The sequence below is a fragment of the Neobacillus niacini genome (assembly GCF_031456445.1).
Classification (GTDB): Bacteria; Bacillota; Bacilli; order Bacillales; family Cytobacillaceae; genus Neobacillus; species Neobacillus niacini_I.
Map to the genome: position 1 here is coordinate 72,325 of NZ_JAVDUQ010000004.1, position 17,304 is coordinate 89,628.

Annotated in this window: 13 protein-coding genes and 2 pseudogenes; 3 read left to right on the forward strand and 12 right to left on the reverse strand. The window is 36.3% G+C overall.

Annotation, left to right across the window (positions count from 1 at the left end; genetic code table 11):
• Positions 1–90 precede the first annotated feature (90 nt).
• From J2Y67_RS06235 to J2Y67_RS06250, 4 genes are all read right to left on the reverse strand, one after another.
• Entirely contained in the window at positions 91–1,215 is a 1,125-nt protein-coding gene (locus tag J2Y67_RS06235; RefSeq protein WP_310171864.1) for a M20 family metallopeptidase, read from the reverse strand.
• Positions 1,216–1,247: 32 nt separating this feature from the next.
• Positions 1,248–2,693, reverse strand: a complete 1,446-nt coding sequence (locus J2Y67_RS06240; protein WP_396954054.1) for a YfcC family protein — start codon at positions 2,691–2,693, stop codon at positions 1,248–1,250.
• 669 nt (positions 2,694–3,362) lie between these two features.
• A complete protein-coding gene (locus tag J2Y67_RS06245; RefSeq protein WP_310172127.1) occupies positions 3,363–4,253 on the reverse strand; it encodes a DMT family transporter in 891 nt (296 codons plus the stop codon).
• Between the two features lie 27 nt (positions 4,254–4,280).
• On the reverse strand, positions 4,281–4,523 hold the full coding sequence (locus J2Y67_RS06250) for a hypothetical protein (RefSeq protein ID WP_310171869.1): 243 nt from the start codon (positions 4,521–4,523) through the stop codon (positions 4,281–4,283).
• A gap of 75 nt (positions 4,524–4,598) precedes the next feature.
• Between J2Y67_RS06250 and J2Y67_RS06255 the strand changes: the two are divergent.
• Together J2Y67_RS06255 and J2Y67_RS06260 are read left to right on the forward strand one after the other, a co-directional pair.
• Positions 4,599–4,787 (forward strand): annotated as a pseudogene (locus J2Y67_RS06255) (IS4 family transposase); the annotation flags it as partial.
• Positions 4,788–5,151: 364 nt separating this feature from the next.
• Positions 5,152–5,835 (forward strand): GntR family transcriptional regulator, encoded by a 684-nt coding sequence (locus tag J2Y67_RS06260; protein WP_310171871.1) that lies wholly within the window; start codon positions 5,152–5,154, stop codon positions 5,833–5,835.
• A gap of 187 nt (positions 5,836–6,022) precedes the next feature.
• Here the strand turns inward: J2Y67_RS06260 and J2Y67_RS06265 are convergent, their stop codons facing one another.
• The 3 genes from J2Y67_RS06265 to J2Y67_RS06275 form a co-directional block, all read right to left on the reverse strand.
• Complete coding sequence (locus J2Y67_RS06265) at positions 6,023–6,283, reverse strand: hypothetical protein (protein ID WP_310171873.1); 261 nt, start codon at positions 6,281–6,283, stop codon at positions 6,023–6,025.
• 68 nt (positions 6,284–6,351) lie between these two features.
• Complete coding sequence (locus J2Y67_RS06270) at positions 6,352–6,609, reverse strand: hypothetical protein (protein ID WP_310171875.1); 258 nt, start codon at positions 6,607–6,609, stop codon at positions 6,352–6,354.
• An 889-nt stretch (positions 6,610–7,498) separates the two neighbouring features.
• Positions 7,499–7,714, reverse strand: coding sequence for a hypothetical protein (locus J2Y67_RS06275; RefSeq protein WP_310171877.1), 216 nt, complete (start codon positions 7,712–7,714; stop codon positions 7,499–7,501).
• A 165-nt stretch (positions 7,715–7,879) separates the two neighbouring features.
• Here J2Y67_RS06275 and J2Y67_RS06280 point away from each other — a divergent pair.
• A pseudogene (locus tag J2Y67_RS06280) lies at positions 7,880–8,353 on the forward strand (transposase); the annotation flags it as partial.
• 142 nt (positions 8,354–8,495) lie between these two features.
• On the opposite strand, the gene J2Y67_RS06285 reads toward J2Y67_RS06280, so the two are convergent.
• The 5 genes from J2Y67_RS06285 to J2Y67_RS06305 all read right to left on the reverse strand — a co-directional run bounded on the left by J2Y67_RS06285 (position 8,496) and on the right by J2Y67_RS06305 (position 17,218).
• Positions 8,496–11,159: a bifunctional glycosyltransferase/CDP-glycerol:glycerophosphate glycerophosphotransferase gene (locus J2Y67_RS06285; RefSeq protein ID WP_310171878.1), complete on the reverse strand. Its 2,664-nt coding sequence runs from the start codon at positions 11,157–11,159 to the stop codon at positions 8,496–8,498.
• Entirely contained in the window at positions 11,149–12,324 is a 1,176-nt protein-coding gene (locus J2Y67_RS06290; RefSeq protein ID WP_310171879.1) for a glycosyltransferase, read from the reverse strand. The genes J2Y67_RS06285 and J2Y67_RS06290 overlap by 11 nt, the downstream gene beginning before the upstream one ends.
• Positions 12,325–12,347: 23 nt before the next feature.
• A complete protein-coding gene (gene galE / locus J2Y67_RS06295) occupies positions 12,348–13,388 on the reverse strand; it encodes a UDP-glucose 4-epimerase GalE (RefSeq protein ID WP_310171883.1) in 1,041 nt (346 codons plus the stop codon).
• Between the two features lie 40 nt (positions 13,389–13,428).
• Positions 13,429–15,582: a bifunctional glycosyltransferase/CDP-glycerol:glycerophosphate glycerophosphotransferase gene (locus J2Y67_RS06300; RefSeq protein ID WP_310171885.1), complete on the reverse strand. Its 2,154-nt coding sequence runs from the start codon at positions 15,580–15,582 to the stop codon at positions 13,429–13,431.
• A 193-nt stretch (positions 15,583–15,775) separates the two neighbouring features.
• Positions 15,776–17,218: a glycerophosphodiester phosphodiesterase family protein gene (locus J2Y67_RS06305; RefSeq protein ID WP_310171887.1), complete on the reverse strand. Its 1,443-nt coding sequence runs from the start codon at positions 17,216–17,218 to the stop codon at positions 15,776–15,778.
• Positions 17,219–17,304: the final 86 nt, after the last annotated feature.

The following is a 17,304-nucleotide window of genomic DNA, read 5'->3' on the forward strand; positions in this document are numbered from 1 at the left end:
GTTCGCTTTTCACGCTTTTTCTAACTTAAACTTTCCTAAGCGGAAAAAATACAAGTACCAAACCGGCACTTGTACTTTTATTTATTAAAATTATAGCTTACGAAGAAGGTGAGAAATCAGAGCGGCCCTAATTGGAAGTTGATTGATTTCAATATGCTCATTTTCGGCATGGTTACCTTCTCCCACTGGACCTAACCCATCTAGCGTTGGAATGCCTAATGCGGAAGTGAAATTCCCATCACTGCCTCCACCCACTGATTCCTCAGTCAAGTGAAACCCTAATTCAGATGAACATGTTTTTGCCAGATTAAACAATTTTTCATTTTGAGCTGTTCTTTCCATAGGCGGGCGGGTAACTCCACCTGAAACCTTTAAGGATATCCCTTCTATATGCGGCTTTAGCCCATAAATGATTTTCGAAACACGCTCTGCCTCACGGAACTGACTGATTCGCAGATCCACAGCCAGTTCCGCTTGTTCTGCTACCACATTTCCGGCGCTCCCTCCTCGTACCGCGCCGACATTTAGGGTTGTATCCAACTCATAATCGGTAAGTGAGTGCAAAAATAAAATTTGATGAGCCATTTCCTGTACCGCGCTGATTCCATCCTGATGATTTTGCCCTGCATGTGCTGCTTTTCCTTTAATCTGGATCGAAAACTTGCCAATTCCTTTTCGGACTGTTTTAAGTGCACCTGTATGTGGCGCTGCCGGCTCCGGAACGAGAACAGCCTGGCTCTTTAAAGCTTCCCGTTCGATTAATGCCCTAGATGTTTTGCTTCCAACCTCTTCATCGCTTGTACATAAGAAAACGATTTGCTTGTGTAAGGAAATCCTCAGCTCACGGAAGGCTTTCAGCGCCCAAAGAGTTTGGATAATTCCTCCTTTCATATCCAGAATGCCCGGCCCATACGCCTTGTTTCCTTCTACTCGGTAGTAAAGCCTTCCCACCTCCCAGACAGTGTCAAAATGGCCTATGATTAAGATTTGGGCATCGCCTTTCCCATAACTAAACCGCAGGTGATTCCCCGCATGCTCTTGGGGAATCACTTCCGCCTCAACGTCAAGATGCTTCTTAAACAGCTGTTGAATCACTTCTCCACATTGATCCACCCGTACTTTCGAATGCGAAGGCGACTCAGCAAGCACAAGTGTTTTTAGATCCTCCAGGATCTCTTCTTGGTGCTGCTTTAAGTATTCAAGTACTTTATCCATATTTCAAATCCCCTATATTTATCGTCTATTTCTTAGAAAGGTCCCCAGTTGATCATCATACCGATAATGATGAAAATAAATCCGAGAACAAACCAAACTGCCGTTAATGGAAGCATGAACTTCAGCCATTTTCCATAAGAGATGCCGCTCATTGCTAGTACACCCATCAGCACACCGGATGTCGGATTGATGGTGTTTACTATTCCTTCCCCAAGCATAACCGCCTGGACAGCTACTTGACGTGTAATATGCAGCAAATCTGCCAAAGGGACAAGAATCGGCATCAACACGGTAGATTCCCCGGAACCGGAAGAAATCAAAAAGTGCAGAGCCGCACTTCCGATATACATTCCAATCGAAGCGGCAATCGGAGACAACGGTTCAAGAAGGTGGACCAGCGCATTGACGATGGTATCTAATATCTTTGCATCACCAAGGATTAAACCCACTGCTCTAGCCATCCCCACAATAAGAGCTCCATAGACCATTTGTTTACAGCCTTGAATAAATGTCAATGCAATGTCATTTGCACTCATTCGCGCGATTAAACCGGCGCCGATGGCAATAAAAATGAAAAGAGCAGCCATTTCATTTTCCGTCCATTTAAATATCTGAGAGAAAATCATAAAGCCTAGCAAAGATAATCCCGCAAACGATAAGATTAGCTTTTGCTGCAAGGAAACCGTTACCGTAGTCTCTACTTCAGCACCTTTCACTGCAATCTCAGAAGTGAACGATTCTGGGCCAAGGATGCTCTTGGTCGGGTCCTTTCGAATTTTGCGTGCATACAAATATACATATAAAAGAGTACCGGCAAGAAATGCTAGGTAGATAATGATCCGGTAACCCATTCCCGAGAAAAGCGGAAGTTCGGCAATACGCTGGGAAAGTCCAAGCGTTTGAGGAGCAAAAACAGGTACGTTCCAACCAGCATAGGTTCCTAGATAGATAAGGGAAACGCCGAAAATAGCATCCAATTTCAATCCGCGTGCGATAAATAATCCTAATGGTATGAAAGCGATTACCGAATTGACCACAATTCCAGTCGTTCCCAAAACAGACAATATGAATCCTACAGGGATAATTAAAAACAGCAAGCGATTCCTGAATCGAGTAAGGGTGGACTTAAGAAACGCATCGATCGCACCCGATTTTTCAATGACAGCTAAGGCTCCGCTTGTAAATAGGATTAGGAAAATAAGCGGTGCACCCATTACCATTCCATTTTGGATCGTAGTAAAGAAGTCTACGAAACCAGTGGGATTTGAATCAACAAAATGAAAACTTCCAGGTACCGTTACGGTGATATCTCCTTTTATTTTACTTTCAAATTCACCTGCCGGTAAAATGTATGTGGCAATAGCGCAGATCAATGCAACAAAAAATAATAGAACATAAGCGTCAAGCTGTACGAATCTTCTTTTCTTCTCTACTCTCTCCTGAGCAGGTGTCTTTTCAACTGCTGCCTCTTTCCTAATAGATTGCATAAAGTATCCTCCCATACCGAAATTCTTTTTTCATCTCGCTCCTCCTATATCCTTTGGAGTTTTCCCCCCGTTATTTTGAGTGGCTCCTCAATAAGCCATCCACCTCATTTCATTGTGCTTTTAAATTCAGAAGTTACAGTTTTTTATTATGCAAGAATTATGCCAATTTTAATTACTACAAATACTCTATTAAATGCCAATCTTCAATACATTTTAGGATGTTTTATTGGTTATTGGATAAACTAAAATATAGCCATTATTATATTATGAACAATGTTCTTAAAACAGATGAATCTCCTCTTCAAAAAGATTTGGTGCTAATCGAAATATTTGAAAGTAAGGTACTCTTGCTGAAAACGCGGATTCGTATTTTGGAAATAAAAAAGACGATTCTCCTATTTTAATGTCAGAAGAACCGTCTTTTGTTGAAGCAAAGCGTCAAAGGCCTATTCAAGTGAGTGATAAAATTTGGAGTTATGCTGAAATAGGTTTTAGGAGCAATCTACCAAAAAAGTAACGGCCTGTAACCTGCTAAATCCATTATTGTCATAATAGAATTAGCTAGGCTAACAGGCCTAAAACATTTTCATAAGTGGTGGCTGCTAAGCCATGGAGTTTTGAGACAACCTCAGATCTCAATAGGGAATAGCAGCAAATGATTTACTCCATATTTTTGCTGTAATTATTTTGTTTTAATAAACTCTTAAAATCGAGTTCAGCAATTAATACACTCAATAAAATAAGTGTTGCCCCAAGGTAACCTTTAAGATCCAGCGTTTCTCCTGTGAAAACATAGGCAAAGCCTGCCGAAAACACCGGCTCTAACGTAAAAATAAGGCCTGTATGTGTAGGACTGGTATACTGCTGGGCAATGATTTGAACAATAAACGTGATTGCAGTGCAAAATATGCTTAAAGCGAGGACTGCAAACCATGATTCAAACGTATCGGGAAGTCTGGGTGTTTCTATAAACATGGAAAAAACGAAGGCGAACAATCCAACAAAACCTAGTTGTAAAACACCAAGGGAAATGGGATCGGCATGCTTAGTCATCGCGCCCGTAACAAGGATATAAACGGCATAGAATAAGGCACATAAAATGCATAACAGATCCCCAAAACCGATCCTTAATTCGCTGTTCAATGTCAATAAGCTGATTCCCACTATGGTCAACAGGATTCCGACCACTACTTTTTTTTCGGGCCTTTTCTTAAAATATACAAATTCCAGTATGGGGATGAATATGACAGTCAGACTCATTAAGAATCCGGCATTCGAAACCGATGTGTACTTTGTGCCAAACGTAGCACAAATATAAACGAGAAACAAAATCAAAGCTAATATAAATGCATATTTGACCGTTTTGAAATCGATTTTGATTAAATGTTTGTAAAATACGATGCCTGAAATGAAAAAGGCAATCAGAAAACGCAATGCGATTAAATTATATTCTTGAATTTGATTGAGGCCAATCTTTGTAAGTAGGATGGATGCACCCCAAAAAAACGTAATCATTAGTAGCGCTAAATCTGCTTTTAATTGCAATTTCATCTCTATTTCCTCGTTCTTCATAAACTATTAATTATTCTGGCGTCCAATCATTATTGACGCAAATTTTTTTCGTGTTTCTCGGATTATGGAAAAAACTGAAGCATGAACATAATCGGCTGCTTTTACTAGAGTGCTAAACGCATGAAGCTCATAACTATGCTTCACCAATTCATCCATGGCAATATTGATGATATCGCTCTTTGCATCTTTCTCTACCACAGCGTTTTCCATAGCTGCCAACCTCACTTGACGGCCTCGATTATCAAACATTTTTACTCTTCGATACTCACGGATCATTGAAATTTCACGTTTACCGTTCCCTGTTCGATGATAAAAAACCGATGTGAGCTACCAGCTGTGTATATAATTAAAGATTATTTTCTGCTTCTTTATCAATCCTTACAATAAAACACCCGGAGAAGTATAAGAACACTCCTCCGTCTGTTCCACCTACTAAAGAAAAACCGACGAAAATCTCACCCATATGTGAAAAAGACAGTCTTTGTTCCATATCTCATAACATCACTTTTGTAACAATCTAAAAATCAAATTAAACAATTAAACAGCTAGCTGGAACCCTCAACATCAATTTTTACGCCTACAGTGTGGGTAAAGAAACATTATTGTTCATGATGAGAAAAAAAAGATGACAAAGGGTTGGTTTAAACAATAGAGAAATGACAAATTTCTTAAAAATACGATAACATAGTACACTAAAATAGTATACAATTCATTTTAAAATTTCTGATAAAAACAAACTTTATTACTTACCTATTCTCTAGTAGGTTTAAAGTTTTGAATTGTTTTGTCCTTTTAGTTAGTTGGAAATGAGAGGAGAAAATAATATAATGAAAAGAAATGATGAGACAATTATTCCTATCCATTAGGTGGTTACAATATGAGTCAGGAAAGTATTCAAAAAGCAAATATGGAGGAACTTGTTTATAAAAAGATTAAATTATCGATCTATAAAAGATTCATCCGTCCAGGTAGTCAGCTTGTGGAAGCGGCAATTGCCAAAAAGCTAAATGTTAGTCGGACACCTGTAAGGGCTGCGATTAAAAAATTAGAGCATGATGGGTTTGTGCAAGTTACCCCTAATAGAGGTGCATTTGTCATTAAACCAACGGCTGAGGAAATGAAAGATGCCTATTCAGTCAGGTTACTTCTAGAAAAGCAATCCGCTGGATTAGCAGCAGAGAGGATTAGTAAAGAACACATTGAAAAGCTTTATAAATTAATAAATGAAGAGGAACGGACATTTGATCATCGAGATACGGATAATTATTATAAGATGAATGACTCGTTCCACTTAATCATAGCTGAAGCATCACAAAACAAACTATTGCTTGAATATGTTAAAGATATTGTAAGCAGAACAACGATTTATGTGATATTGTTCGACCCACTGGATACTTTGGAATTTAACCCATCTATTGAAGAGCATATTGCTATAGTAAAAGCCCTTGAATCAGGAGATAAACTGGAAGCGGAAAAAGCAATGGAGAAGCATTTGAATAGTGTGATAGCTGGGTTGAAATTGGAGGATAGTGGGGCAAATGAGGATTTTCTTTTCCTATAATAACTTACGCAAACGAGAGTTTAAGATGGGGATTGCTGTGGCGATCTTTTTTGCGACGGGCAGTCGCATGGAGTGTTTAACTAGGTTAACACTCTACAAATGGGCTTTCTACAAGACCTGCTCAATCCTTGACGGCCATTATAATGTAGACAATTTTTCAATTGTTAGAAATTCTGATGAAAACTTGTTAAACCACTTCAGGATAAATATCGATGAAAGCTTGCGCTGTTTTACCATGCGGAAGGCAAAAGGGAAAAAAAATAAAAGCAGCCACTTTGGCTGCTCCAGACCGTAAAAATATATACTGTTCCCATATGTTCAATGGGTGCTGTCTAAAATGCGGAACAACAAGTACTATTTTATCAACGTAATCACCCTCTTCAACTGGTTGAGGGGTGCCTAATAACCTATAGGGCATTACCCCATTTTTTGGTATTTCCCCACTCATTTATTACAAAGGCTACTGCTTCGCCTATTAGTAAAATTAAAATTACAATCATATTAAAACGGTAGATTCTAATCTACCGTTAGTATATAACCCAATGATGTTAGATGGTCCTTAACCAGTTTTTCTACTTCATCTTCGGAACTCACTCCAAACTGAGAGTACATGATACGGGTTATAGCAAATATTAGGTCATGTTCTATACCTACCTGCAAAAATCGATCGACAACATAAGATACTATTCTCTTACTTTCTTCCTCAGTTACCCAGTTTGTCATTTGAAAATTTCTTCCTCCAGGATCTAATAAACCAAATTTTGTTGATGTCATCTGTAGAATGATCCTCAATAGGCCATCCACCTCATTTCATTGTGTTATAAAATTCAGAAGTTACAATTTTTTATCAAGCAAGAATCATACCAATTTTAATTACTACAAATACTCTATTAAATACTGATCTTCAGTAATTTTTAGGATGTTTTATTGGTTTTTGGTTAACCTAAAATACAACTATTATTGAAAAAGAAGAATGAGGTTGATACATATTATTCTTGACTAATATGTATCAACCTCTATTTTATAAAGCTATTTACAAATTAAGACTTAATAACCTTGAAAATTGTACCCCTTTGCACCTAGCGATACCGTAGAAAATCTAAGACCAAAGACTATTTGTTCTCTTAATTTATCAATAAAGCCAACTTAAAAGGTTTTCCCTTAAGTTGGCATATCGAGGTACTTGAGGAAGAATATAAGCCCTTACCCGTCATCTTGATATTTAATTAATGGAAATTTCGTCAGTAATTGGTCTTCCGGGTACCTATCATATAAATCTTTAAAAAGCGTCTCCACCTTATTGTAAAAACGCACCCATTAAAGAACTACTTTTTATTATTATGTGAATAATCAATAGAATTAGCTATTTCAACTAAAGTTTGAGGAGTCACTTTATCAGAAACTCTTTTATCAACATTAAGCATATATTGCCAATTATCTCTTTCAAAAACTAGTACATTAAATCCTGATATCGTTGTATAAATGGCTTCATTTCCATTTTTTAGTTTATAGATATTTAAAACATTTATTTCCTTAATAGGTAACTTGTACTCAGTGGGAATAATACGAATAAAATAGTGATTTTTAGCAGTTTTATCGTTTAAGAATTTAACCTCAAAAGAATCATTTATATTGCTAAACCTTCCGAGATAATGTGTAAAAGTTAAAGGGGGACTTTTACGGGTAGTTTCAAGCTTTGATTGGATTGATGTTCAAAAGCTTTTAAAGCTTCTTCAACCGATTGATAACCTATTTCAAAAAGGGTTTCCTCATAAGCTGGCGGTTTATTATGGTTTGAAGTAGCAAAGACTGTCTCACCAATCTTTGGAGTAACTAAAGCACAAGAAATAATTAACATAATGCAAATGTTTCTTTTCATACACACACCCTAACATTTTCAGTTTTTATGTTAGTTTCCCCAAACACACAATACGTATGTATTGGCTTAGTGACAGGGTTCCTGCTGTAGACCGCAAAGTAAAATTGGAGAAATAGACGATAAGGTTGTTTGTTTAATTTGAGAAAATAATAACCAATGATAGCATTACCTTATACACGCCCTCGTACGAAGGAAGGCTACTTGAAAAAACACGACTATGTTTATGATGAGCACTATGATTGCTACATATGTCCGGAAGGACAGGTTCTTAAATATAGAACAACTACTAAAGAAGGGTATCGTCAGTACATCTCCAATCCCATTCAATGTAAGGATTGCCCGCTTCTATCTCAATGTACTCAGAGTCAAAATCATCAAAAGCTCATTCAACGACATGTCTGGGAAGAGTATCTTGAGGAAGCTGAACACCTTCGACACACAGAAGAGAATAAAACTATTTATGCACGTCGTAAAGAAACGATTGAACGAGTATTTGCGGATGCGAAAGAAAAGCATGGTATGCGATGGACAACGTTAAGAGGTCTTAAAAAATTGTCCATGCAGGCGATGTTTACTTTTGCTGCCATGAATTTAAAGAAGATGGCAAACTGGACTTGGATTAGTCCAAAAATGGCATAAAAATTGACCCCGGAGGGGTCTAATTCAAGAAAAAGTTAACGAAAAAATGCTTAAAAATGGAAAAAAGCAACCGAATGGGATCATTCGGGATACCTTTTGTCTACAATCTGAGAGCTGCAATTTACTTGCAGCTCTTTTATCTTTATTTAAATATTTGTTCAATCACTTTACTAGCCGCATGACCATCCTCTAAGCTGCCAAACTCTAAAGAAAACTTTTCTAATGCTTGATCATATTCACTTAATCTTTTTGGTTGATTTAGATAGGAAATAACCTCATCCATTTTCGTACAAACTGGTCCTGGTGCTTTTTCAATAAGATTAAAATACGTCCCTCTACGAGATAAGTATTCCTCCAAATCATAGCAATAAAGAAGGATTGGGCGCTTTAATAATGCATAGTCAAACATAACAGAAGAATAGTCTGTTATCAAAATATCAGCAATTAAATATAATTCCTGAATATCATGATATCTAGATGCATTTATTACATTACGAGGCAAGCTTTGATTAGAAATCTTATCTGAGAGTAAGTAATGCAGCCTTAAAAGCACAATGGAATCTTCACCAATCCCTTTACTAAGGGATTGAATATCTCTTAGCGTTTTTTGGAATGAATCCGGGTCCCAATCACGGAATGTCGGTGCAAATAAAATAATTCTTTTCTCTTTTCCTATTTGAAAGGATTCTCTTGTCTTTTGAATAATCTCTTCAGGCTTGGTAATTAAAAGATCGTTTCGCGGATAGCCTGTCTCAATTATTTTACCTCCGTACCTAAATGCTCTTCTAAAAATAGTTGTACTATAAGAATTGGGGGATATAAAGTAATCCCACGCATTTTTCTGAAACTGAAGTTTAGCAAGTTCTTCTTCCGTTGGCAATTGTTTTTGATCATAGCCCATTCGTTTTAACGGAGTACCGTGCCAGGTCTGTAAGTAAACTTGCTGTTTTCTTTTAGGAGCCAACTTAGCCATTCCTTGGTTGTCGACCCAATACTTTGATCGAACCATATAATAGAAGTGCCTTAAGCCCTTTCTTTTCACTTTAATAGCTGAACCGGGCACTTCAACCAATTCTGGGTCCTCAAAAGACCAAATAAATTTATAATTACGATGCGTTTTACTCATTTCCTCGTAAATATATTTTGGACTGTCACTATACTGTTTTCCCATATGACTCTCAAACAACACCCAGTTTGATCGGATTGGAAGTTTAAGGGAAAAACTTTTTGCATACTTCATAAATAAGGTTTCAAAAAAGCCTTTTTTCTTTTTGGAAATCTTTTTTATTTTAAATGACCATTTTATTTGATCGAGTTTTTTTAGAGATAAAACTTTAACCGCAAACGAGTTATTTTTATTGATATAAAAGAATTTGGAAAACTTGCGATCAGCCACCTTAAGATTCGGCAAGTTACTTATATTCGTTTTTTTAACAATTCGTTTATGTGTATTCCCCTGATGATTTACATACAAATATAGGTAGTATTTCCCAGGAGTCATATTTTCAAGTGAAAGAACAGCCTGATTTGTACCAACTAGCACAGATTGAATCGTTGACTTTGTATCCTTATTATATAACGCCCAATAATAAGAAAGCTCTTTATTGTCAATTGACCCAATGTGAACTTCAAAATTAAATAATAATTTTTCATGAGTTAACTCAAGATGATCGATTGTAAATTTAATATCTAAATTTTGAAAAAGCAGGAATTTTTCATGATCTTTTTCTGATATCGTTGATTTAAAATAATAGGAATTTCCCTTTGAATAAATTCGATTCACTTTTGTTGGCATTCCATTTATATAGAAAAGATAATCTTGGAATGCCTCTTTGTCGCCAATATACAATAAATAATACAAGATTCTTTCTCTCTCAGACAACTTGATAAAGGAATATTCATCCATTACCTCATGCAAATATTCATAAATTAATTCATGAAACTTGCTCTTATACTCGTCATCAAACTGTAAGTAATCATTTGTATATAATTTTAAATCATGGGCTAAGAATTTTTTGTTTTTATGACCTTGATAGAGAATATCGCCATTGTCTTTAAGGAATTGATCAAAAAGGCGATGTGCGGTTATTCGATTTTTAAAGTTTTCAAATTCAAATCGCCGATGTGTAATCGATTTAACATCTGCATTCTCTACTACTCTCCAGAAATAGACGGGTTCTGGAATAATACTTATAGAATCGGCTAAAAAATATGCTTTTCCTGAAAAAACGATATCCTCGTAGTGGATTCCCTCAGGAAACCTCAAGCGATGTCGATCTAGAAAAGAACGCTTGTAAATTTTGTTTACAGATAAACTATCATGTAGAAGTTTTGGAAATTCACGAACATTGATATTTACTCTTTCAATCGAATAAATTTTTTTATGATACCAAATACGATAATTGTTTGTACGAATAACCTGTCCAGCAACAAGTTCAGAATTCGTCCTTTCAATTGCTGCTACCATCTTTTCGCATGCATCAACAGGATACCAATCATCTCCATCAAGAAACATAATATATTCCCCTGTTGTATGTGCAATCCCCGTATTCCTTGGTGTGCTGCAGCCTCCGCTATTTTCTTGAAGATGGATTACTTTAAACTTTGGCTTCCCTTCAATAAACCGTTCAATCAATTCACCAGTACGATCCGTAGAAAAATCATTGACAACAACAACTTCAAAATCATCAAATGTCTGTTCATCCAAAGACTCTAATGCTTCTTCAATATATAGCTCATTATTATAGGCAATGACAACAACCGAGAGTTTAGGCCGCCTTTTCTCCGTATTTATGTTACTTAACATCTCGATGTCCTCCTAATTCTTCAAAAAGGTCGTACCATTGGTTTTTAATCACTTCTTTGTCGAATTTTAAGCTATTTTGAAAAGCATCTTCACTAAACGAGTTAAAAACTTCTAAATCTAGGGCAAGGCGTCTTATATGACGTGCCAAAACCGGGACATCCCCCACTGGAGCAAGATAGCCATTTTTATATTCACTTACAATTTCTCGGATTCCAGGTGCACAATCTGTTGATATACACGGCAGTCCACAAGATTGCGCTTCGATTAAAGACATTGGCAAACCTTCAGCTTTTGATGCGAGAGCAAAAAAACTAGAATTCAATAAGGAAGATTGAACATCCTCCGTTTGACCTTTTAAAATAATTCGTTTTTTCATACCTAATAGGTTAATCAAGGTTTTCAAGGACTTCTTGGCGGGACCGTCACCGTATATATGCAATTTCCAACCTGGAAGATCATCAGCAACACTTGCAAAAGCTTCAATCAACACGTCGAATCCTTTACCATCCACCAATCTTCCAGTTGATATTATTTTTTTAAAGCTATACAATTCTGATGGGTTAGCTCGCTTTCGAAATGGTGAAGGATTATACATCACTCCAACATGCTGGAACCCTAAATCTTCAAAATGTTGAGCATCTTTATGAGTCAGAAGCAAAAATTTTGAAACCTGCCGATAATAGTTAAGAATTCGATTATACCGTCGAGAATTTTGAGCTGCCGCAACACTTTCATGACTTTGACCGATAATCTTTATATTTTCCCTATATAAAAGTGGTTCAAGCCATTGCATGCCCCACACTTGAATAACAATGACAAAAACTTCTTCATTTTTATATGCATCAAAAAATTTCTCTACATCTTTTCTCCTTTTAATTAGCTGTGAACGCCTTTTTAATTCTCCTTTTACGATCCCAAATTTTAAAGCTTTAAGATTTGACAAAAGCTTTTTAGGTGCAGGCGGGCGGTAACCATCTTCGTGAACTACATGAACGGGAATATTTTCGGGAAAATAACTTGATGCATTCTTTTGTTTATTTATACTAAGAACGGTAACATTGTGTCCGTCTGCTTTAAATTCATCAGCTAAAATAGAAGCCACGCGCTGTGCTCCACCGTGTCCATTGTATTCATTTAATACAAAAACAACATTTTTGGTTGTCATATCTTTATTACTCCTTAGTTGCATCATATCTCATGTAGTAAAATATCATTACTCGTTTCATATCCGTTCGGATTATTTCTTTGCCAATTCCACGTATCTCTACACATTTCCTCTAAATTTTTTTCAGCCTTCCAGCCAAGGACTTTATCTGCTTTTTCTGGATTTGCAAAACAAATCCCTATATCTCCTGCACGTCGTTCAACGAATTGATAAGGGATTTTTTGTGAAGTGACAGATTGAAATGTATTGATTAAATCTAGTACGCTATATCCAGTGCCAGTCCCTAGATTAAACGTTTCAATCCCTTCATTGTTTTCCAAGTATTGAAGAGCCTTCAAGTGGCCTCTTACAAGATCAACCACATGGATAAAATCCCTGACTCCAGTACCATCGTGGGTTTCATAGTCATTGCCAAAAACTGAAAGCATTTCTCTTTTTCCGATCGCAACCTGTGAAATATATGGCATTAAATTATTAGGAATTCCATTAGGGTTCTCCCCTATTCTTCCGCTTTCATGGGCTCCAATTGGGTTAAAATAGCGTAATAATGCGATTCGCCAAGTGGAATCGGATACATATAAATCACGTAATATTTCTTCAATCATTAACTTTGTGCGACCATATGGATTGGTTGCAGACAATGGGAAGGATTCATCGATTGGTACACGTTCAGGATTCCCGTACACAGTGGCCGAGGAACTGAAAACAAGCTTTTTCACCTCATATTTTGCCATCACTTCACATAGATTAATGGTACCGGTTATATTATTATGATAATAATTTAAAGGAATTTCCACTGATTCGCCTACTGCTTTTAACCCTGCAAAATGCATGACTGCCTTAAAATCGTATTTGGCAAAAAGGGTTTCCAACTCTCCCCTATTCAATAAATCAATCGGATAAAAAGGAAAATCCTTTCCTGTTAGTTCTTTAATTCGATTGATGGACTCTATTTGACTGTTAGATAAATTATCCAAAAGGACAATATCATACCCATTATTTAAAAGCTCAACTGCAGCGTGGCTGCCAATATACCCTGCGCCGCCAGTAACTAAAATGGTCATAACCATACCTCCTTATTAATCAATAATAAGTATACTATAACTACTCGTCATTCTGCATTTCTCCGAACAGTACCCTTTTAACTACCTTCTCTGTCGATTTACCATCATGCCAGCTGCAGAATTTTTCATAGAAGGCTGCGTATCTCTCGGTGTATTCCGTTTTCAGTTCTTCGATGTTAACAATTGCATCGATGACAGCATCACTGGTCTTTAGAAGCGGACCTGGCGCATCCTTTTCAAAATCAAGATAGAAACCCCTTAATTGATCTCTATATTTATCCAAATCGTAGGTAAAGAACAAAATAGGCCGCTTGAGATTTACATAATCGAAGAAAACTGATGAATAGTCGGTAATTAACAAATCTGAAATCAAATAGAGCTCGGCGATATCATCATATGTTGAAAGATTAAAGGCAAAGCCATCCAGTCCTTCCACATCAATATCATCAGCAATAAAATAATGCATCCTTAAGGCTACTACATACTCATCCCCGAGTTTTTCCTTCATTTTATTTAAATCAAGCTGAAGCTGAAACTTATATTTTCCTGGCTCATAAAAATCATCATCCCTCCATGTTGGGGCATATAAGATGACTTTTTTATCATTTGGAATGCCAATTGCTTCTTTTACTTGTCTAGCCCGTTCCTCCTTGTCAGAAGAATAAAGAATGTCATTTCTCGGATAGCCGTACTCAAGCATATTCTTATCAAACTTAAAAGCACTTGTAAATATTTCAGAAGAATAGCGATTGGGGGATAATAAATAGTCCCACGCCCTTGACTGCAAATAAAAATCTCGCTTATATCTTGGATTTGCCGAATAAACATCCTTCATATCAAATACCAGTTTCTTCAGGGGCGTACCATGCCAAGTTTCGAGAAAGACATTCCCAGGCCTTTTTACAAGGTGAAGCGGCTGGCGCATATTATTAATCCAATATTTCGATACGGCAAAATAATAATAATAGGCAAAGCTGAATCTTTTGACAACCTTTGCATTACCAGGTATTTTTCGATGTTTATTATTAAACACCCAGATACACCGGTAGTCTAAATCATTATCAATAATATACTCGTAAATATTTCTAGGGCTGTCAGAATAATTTTTCCCTAAAAAGCTTTCAAAAATTATATAATTTTCTTTTATTGGCTGTTTAAGGAAAACTTTTATATATATATACCTTTTTAATCTAGTAAGACCCTTTAGCGCATTTTTCAGGTCCCTTGCTTCTTTATGAAACCATAGCCCCTTTTTGTACCGATCCTTGTTTCCTTTTCGAAGATGTTTGATTTCCCTTTTAATGTGGAGGGGTTGTGAATGAATAGAGGAAAGGTCTAACACTTGGACTGCAGAAGCTAACGAATCAAAAGATTCCTCAAAGTGGTTTTCATCCTTAAAAATATTGATTACTTGTCTACGGAAAAACCTTATAAATAAACGATCTAAATACTTTTTTGCTTGTTCAGCTTGTTCAAACTTTTTGACCATTGCTAGATAAGTTTGAACAAAATCTCGCATTCTTTCTTCTATTGGAGATTGTTCCAAGCTAGGGTTTGAAATTGGATCATTTCGAACTCGCTTATAATAGGTACGTATGTTTAAGCTTGGTAATTTTTCAATAAATAATATGAATGGGATAATCCCCGATATATCCGTATAACCTAATGTTCCTTCATAAAATTGGATATTATGTTTATGGATAAAGTCGCTACTAATCAGGACATTTAAAATGCTGCCACCTTTAAATAGTTTTCCGCATGTTCGTTCTTTTATTTGCAATTGTGTTTCTTCCAAAGATGGTTCTAGATCAGAAGGTCTTAATAAACGTTTTATTCTGCCAACGATAGCCGGATGATCTTGAATACTCTCAACAAGTATTTCAATCGCATATTCTGCGAGTAAATCATCACTATCAAGAAAAAAGACATATTCACCCGTTGCCTGCTTAAGTCCCATGTTGCGGGAAAACGCCACGCCTTTGTTCGTTTCATTTTTTAAGTAAATAATTCTGTCATCCGTCACCATCGACTCAATATGTTTTGTATTTTCCTGGTCAGAGCCATCATTAATGATGACTACTTCTAAATTAGTGTAACTTTGAGATAATACAGAATTCAAACAATCTTCGACAAATTCCATTGAGTTGTAATAGGGAATTATTATCGATACCTTATATTCTTGTGTTTTTATCATTCTTCCTTTTTCATCCTCCCTGAAATTCCGACAATATTCTATTAGATTTTAACAATATTTAGCGGTTATGTATAGGGAATGGAAAAAATGGTTATTTTATTATCTGAGATGATTCCATATATAAAAAATAGAGCTATACCCAAGTCCTTTTATTTCGACTAGGTTATAGTTCTTTTTTAAAGCTTTTTTATGGTCACCTTAAATGTCTTTTTAGAGCTGTTTTGTTTACTATTTTAATTGTCCTTTTAGTACTTATGTTCCCCGACATATCCATAGCCGTTACGGTTAAAGTCCTTCCTGCCTTTTGAAAAGACTTTAGTTTTGCACTGAATTTACCTGATTTCCCCGCTCGGGCAGTTGCAATTACCTTTTTGCCGTACTTAACGGTAATTTTTGCACCTGGTTCTGTTTTGCCGGTCACTTTTTTATCATTATTTTTCATCTGATATACGGTAGGGGTCCTTGGAGCTGTTTTATCCACTACTATTTCTATTGTTGCATCACTTACATTTTTAGCATGGTCAGCAGCGGTTACACTTAATTTCGTTCCCGCTTTGAGAGTGCTTTTTAGCGTAATCGTAAACTTACCAGCTTTTGTTATGGCATTAGCAAGTACCTTTGATCCAGCCTTTACCGTAACGGTTGAGCTTGTTTCAGCTCTTCCCGTTACTTTTTTATCGTAGTCATTTATTTGATTGACAACAGGCTTTGATGGGGCGGTTACGTCTTTTACACTAGCCGTTATCATGGCATTTTGACTTTTCTTGCCAATATCAACATAGTTGGTAAAAAAACCATCAATCCCCCAGCTAATTAGTTTTTTCATATCAGTTTCATTATTAACAGTCCAACAATGAACAAGTAAATGGTTCTTATGAGCATTTTCAACAAATTCCTTCTTCATAGTTGAATAATTTGGCCCAACGCCATCAGCATATGTAGCAATCTCCGCCAGATTCATTTCTTCAGGATAATCACCTAATTGTATGAGAACGAGATTTGGGTATTTTTTATGAATCATTTTAAGACTATTACGATCAAATGATTCAATTATTACCTTCCCGCGAATTGCATTATTTCCTATTAATTGATGGGATTCCAAAACTTTAAGTAAGTTATCTGTTATCCCCGGATATTCTTCTGGATTTTTTATTTCAATGTAGTAGTTGATTGAAGTCCCAAAATGATTAATCACATCTTCTAAAGTTGGGATTTTTAGTCCGTTATATTCTTGTTTTGCTTTATCAGGAAATTTTTCATTAAACCAAGAGCCTGCATTTAACAGAGAAATTTCTGAAAGAGTCAGAGAATTAACCAACCCGCTCCCCAAAGTGGTCCGATCAATGGTGTCATCGTGAATGGCTATGAGGTGTTCATCTTTAGTCAAGCCTAAATCTAATTCAATATAATCTGTCCCCTGCTCTTTGGCTAAATTATAAGCCGCCATTGTATGCTCAGGCGCATACCCTGAATCCCCTCTATGAGCTATGATTAACACCTTATTATTAGTTGTTCCAGCTGCTTTAGCAGTTCCCGAAAATAGAGTAAAACACAATACAAGAACTATAAGTATAGATTTCATATCATCACCATCGTCATTATAACATAATTTTTTTATAATATTGGGTACATCCACGCCCCTAAAAAGACCGTAATAGACTCTTATAAATCTCTTCACCTTCTCGCTTTTTCGCTAAAAACGTCAATCTCCCCAAAAATTCA

Excerpts from the sequence above, each read along its gene's own strand:
- J2Y67_RS06235 (WP_310171864.1), bottom strand. The coding sequence starts at position 1,215 with ATGGATAAAGTACTTGAATACTTAAAGCAGCACCAAGAAGAGATCCTG.
- J2Y67_RS06245 (WP_310172127.1), bottom strand. The coding sequence starts at position 4,253 with ATGAAATTGCAATTAAAAGCAGATTTAGCGCTACTAATGATTACGTTT.
- J2Y67_RS06250 (WP_310171869.1), bottom strand. The coding sequence starts at position 4,523 with ATGTTTGATAATCGAGGCCGTCAAGTGAGGTTGGCAGCTATGGAAAAC.
- J2Y67_RS06260 (WP_310171871.1), top strand. The coding sequence starts at position 5,152 with ATGAGTCAGGAAAGTATTCAAAAAGCAAATATGGAGGAACTTGTTTAT.
- J2Y67_RS06265 (WP_310171873.1), bottom strand. The coding sequence starts at position 6,283 with ATGAGTGGGGAAATACCAAAAAATGGGGTAATGCCCTATAGGTTATTA.
- J2Y67_RS06270 (WP_310171875.1), bottom strand. The coding sequence starts at position 6,609 with ATGACATCAACAAAATTTGGTTTATTAGATCCTGGAGGAAGAAATTTT.
- J2Y67_RS06275 (WP_310171877.1), bottom strand. The coding sequence starts at position 7,714 with ATGAAAAGAAACATTTGCATTATGTTAATTATTTCTTGTGCTTTAGTT.
- J2Y67_RS06285 (WP_310171878.1), bottom strand. The coding sequence starts at position 11,159 with ATGTTAAGTAACATAAATACGGAGAAAAGGCGGCCTAAACTCTCGGTT.
- J2Y67_RS06290 (WP_310171879.1), bottom strand. The coding sequence starts at position 12,324 with ATGACAACCAAAAATGTTGTTTTTGTATTAAATGAATACAATGGACAC.
- galE (WP_310171883.1), bottom strand. The coding sequence starts at position 13,388 with ATGACCATTTTAGTTACTGGCGGCGCAGGGTATATTGGCAGCCACGCT.
- J2Y67_RS06300 (WP_310171885.1), bottom strand. The coding sequence starts at position 15,582 with ATGATAAAAACACAAGAATATAAGGTATCGATAATAATTCCCTATTAC.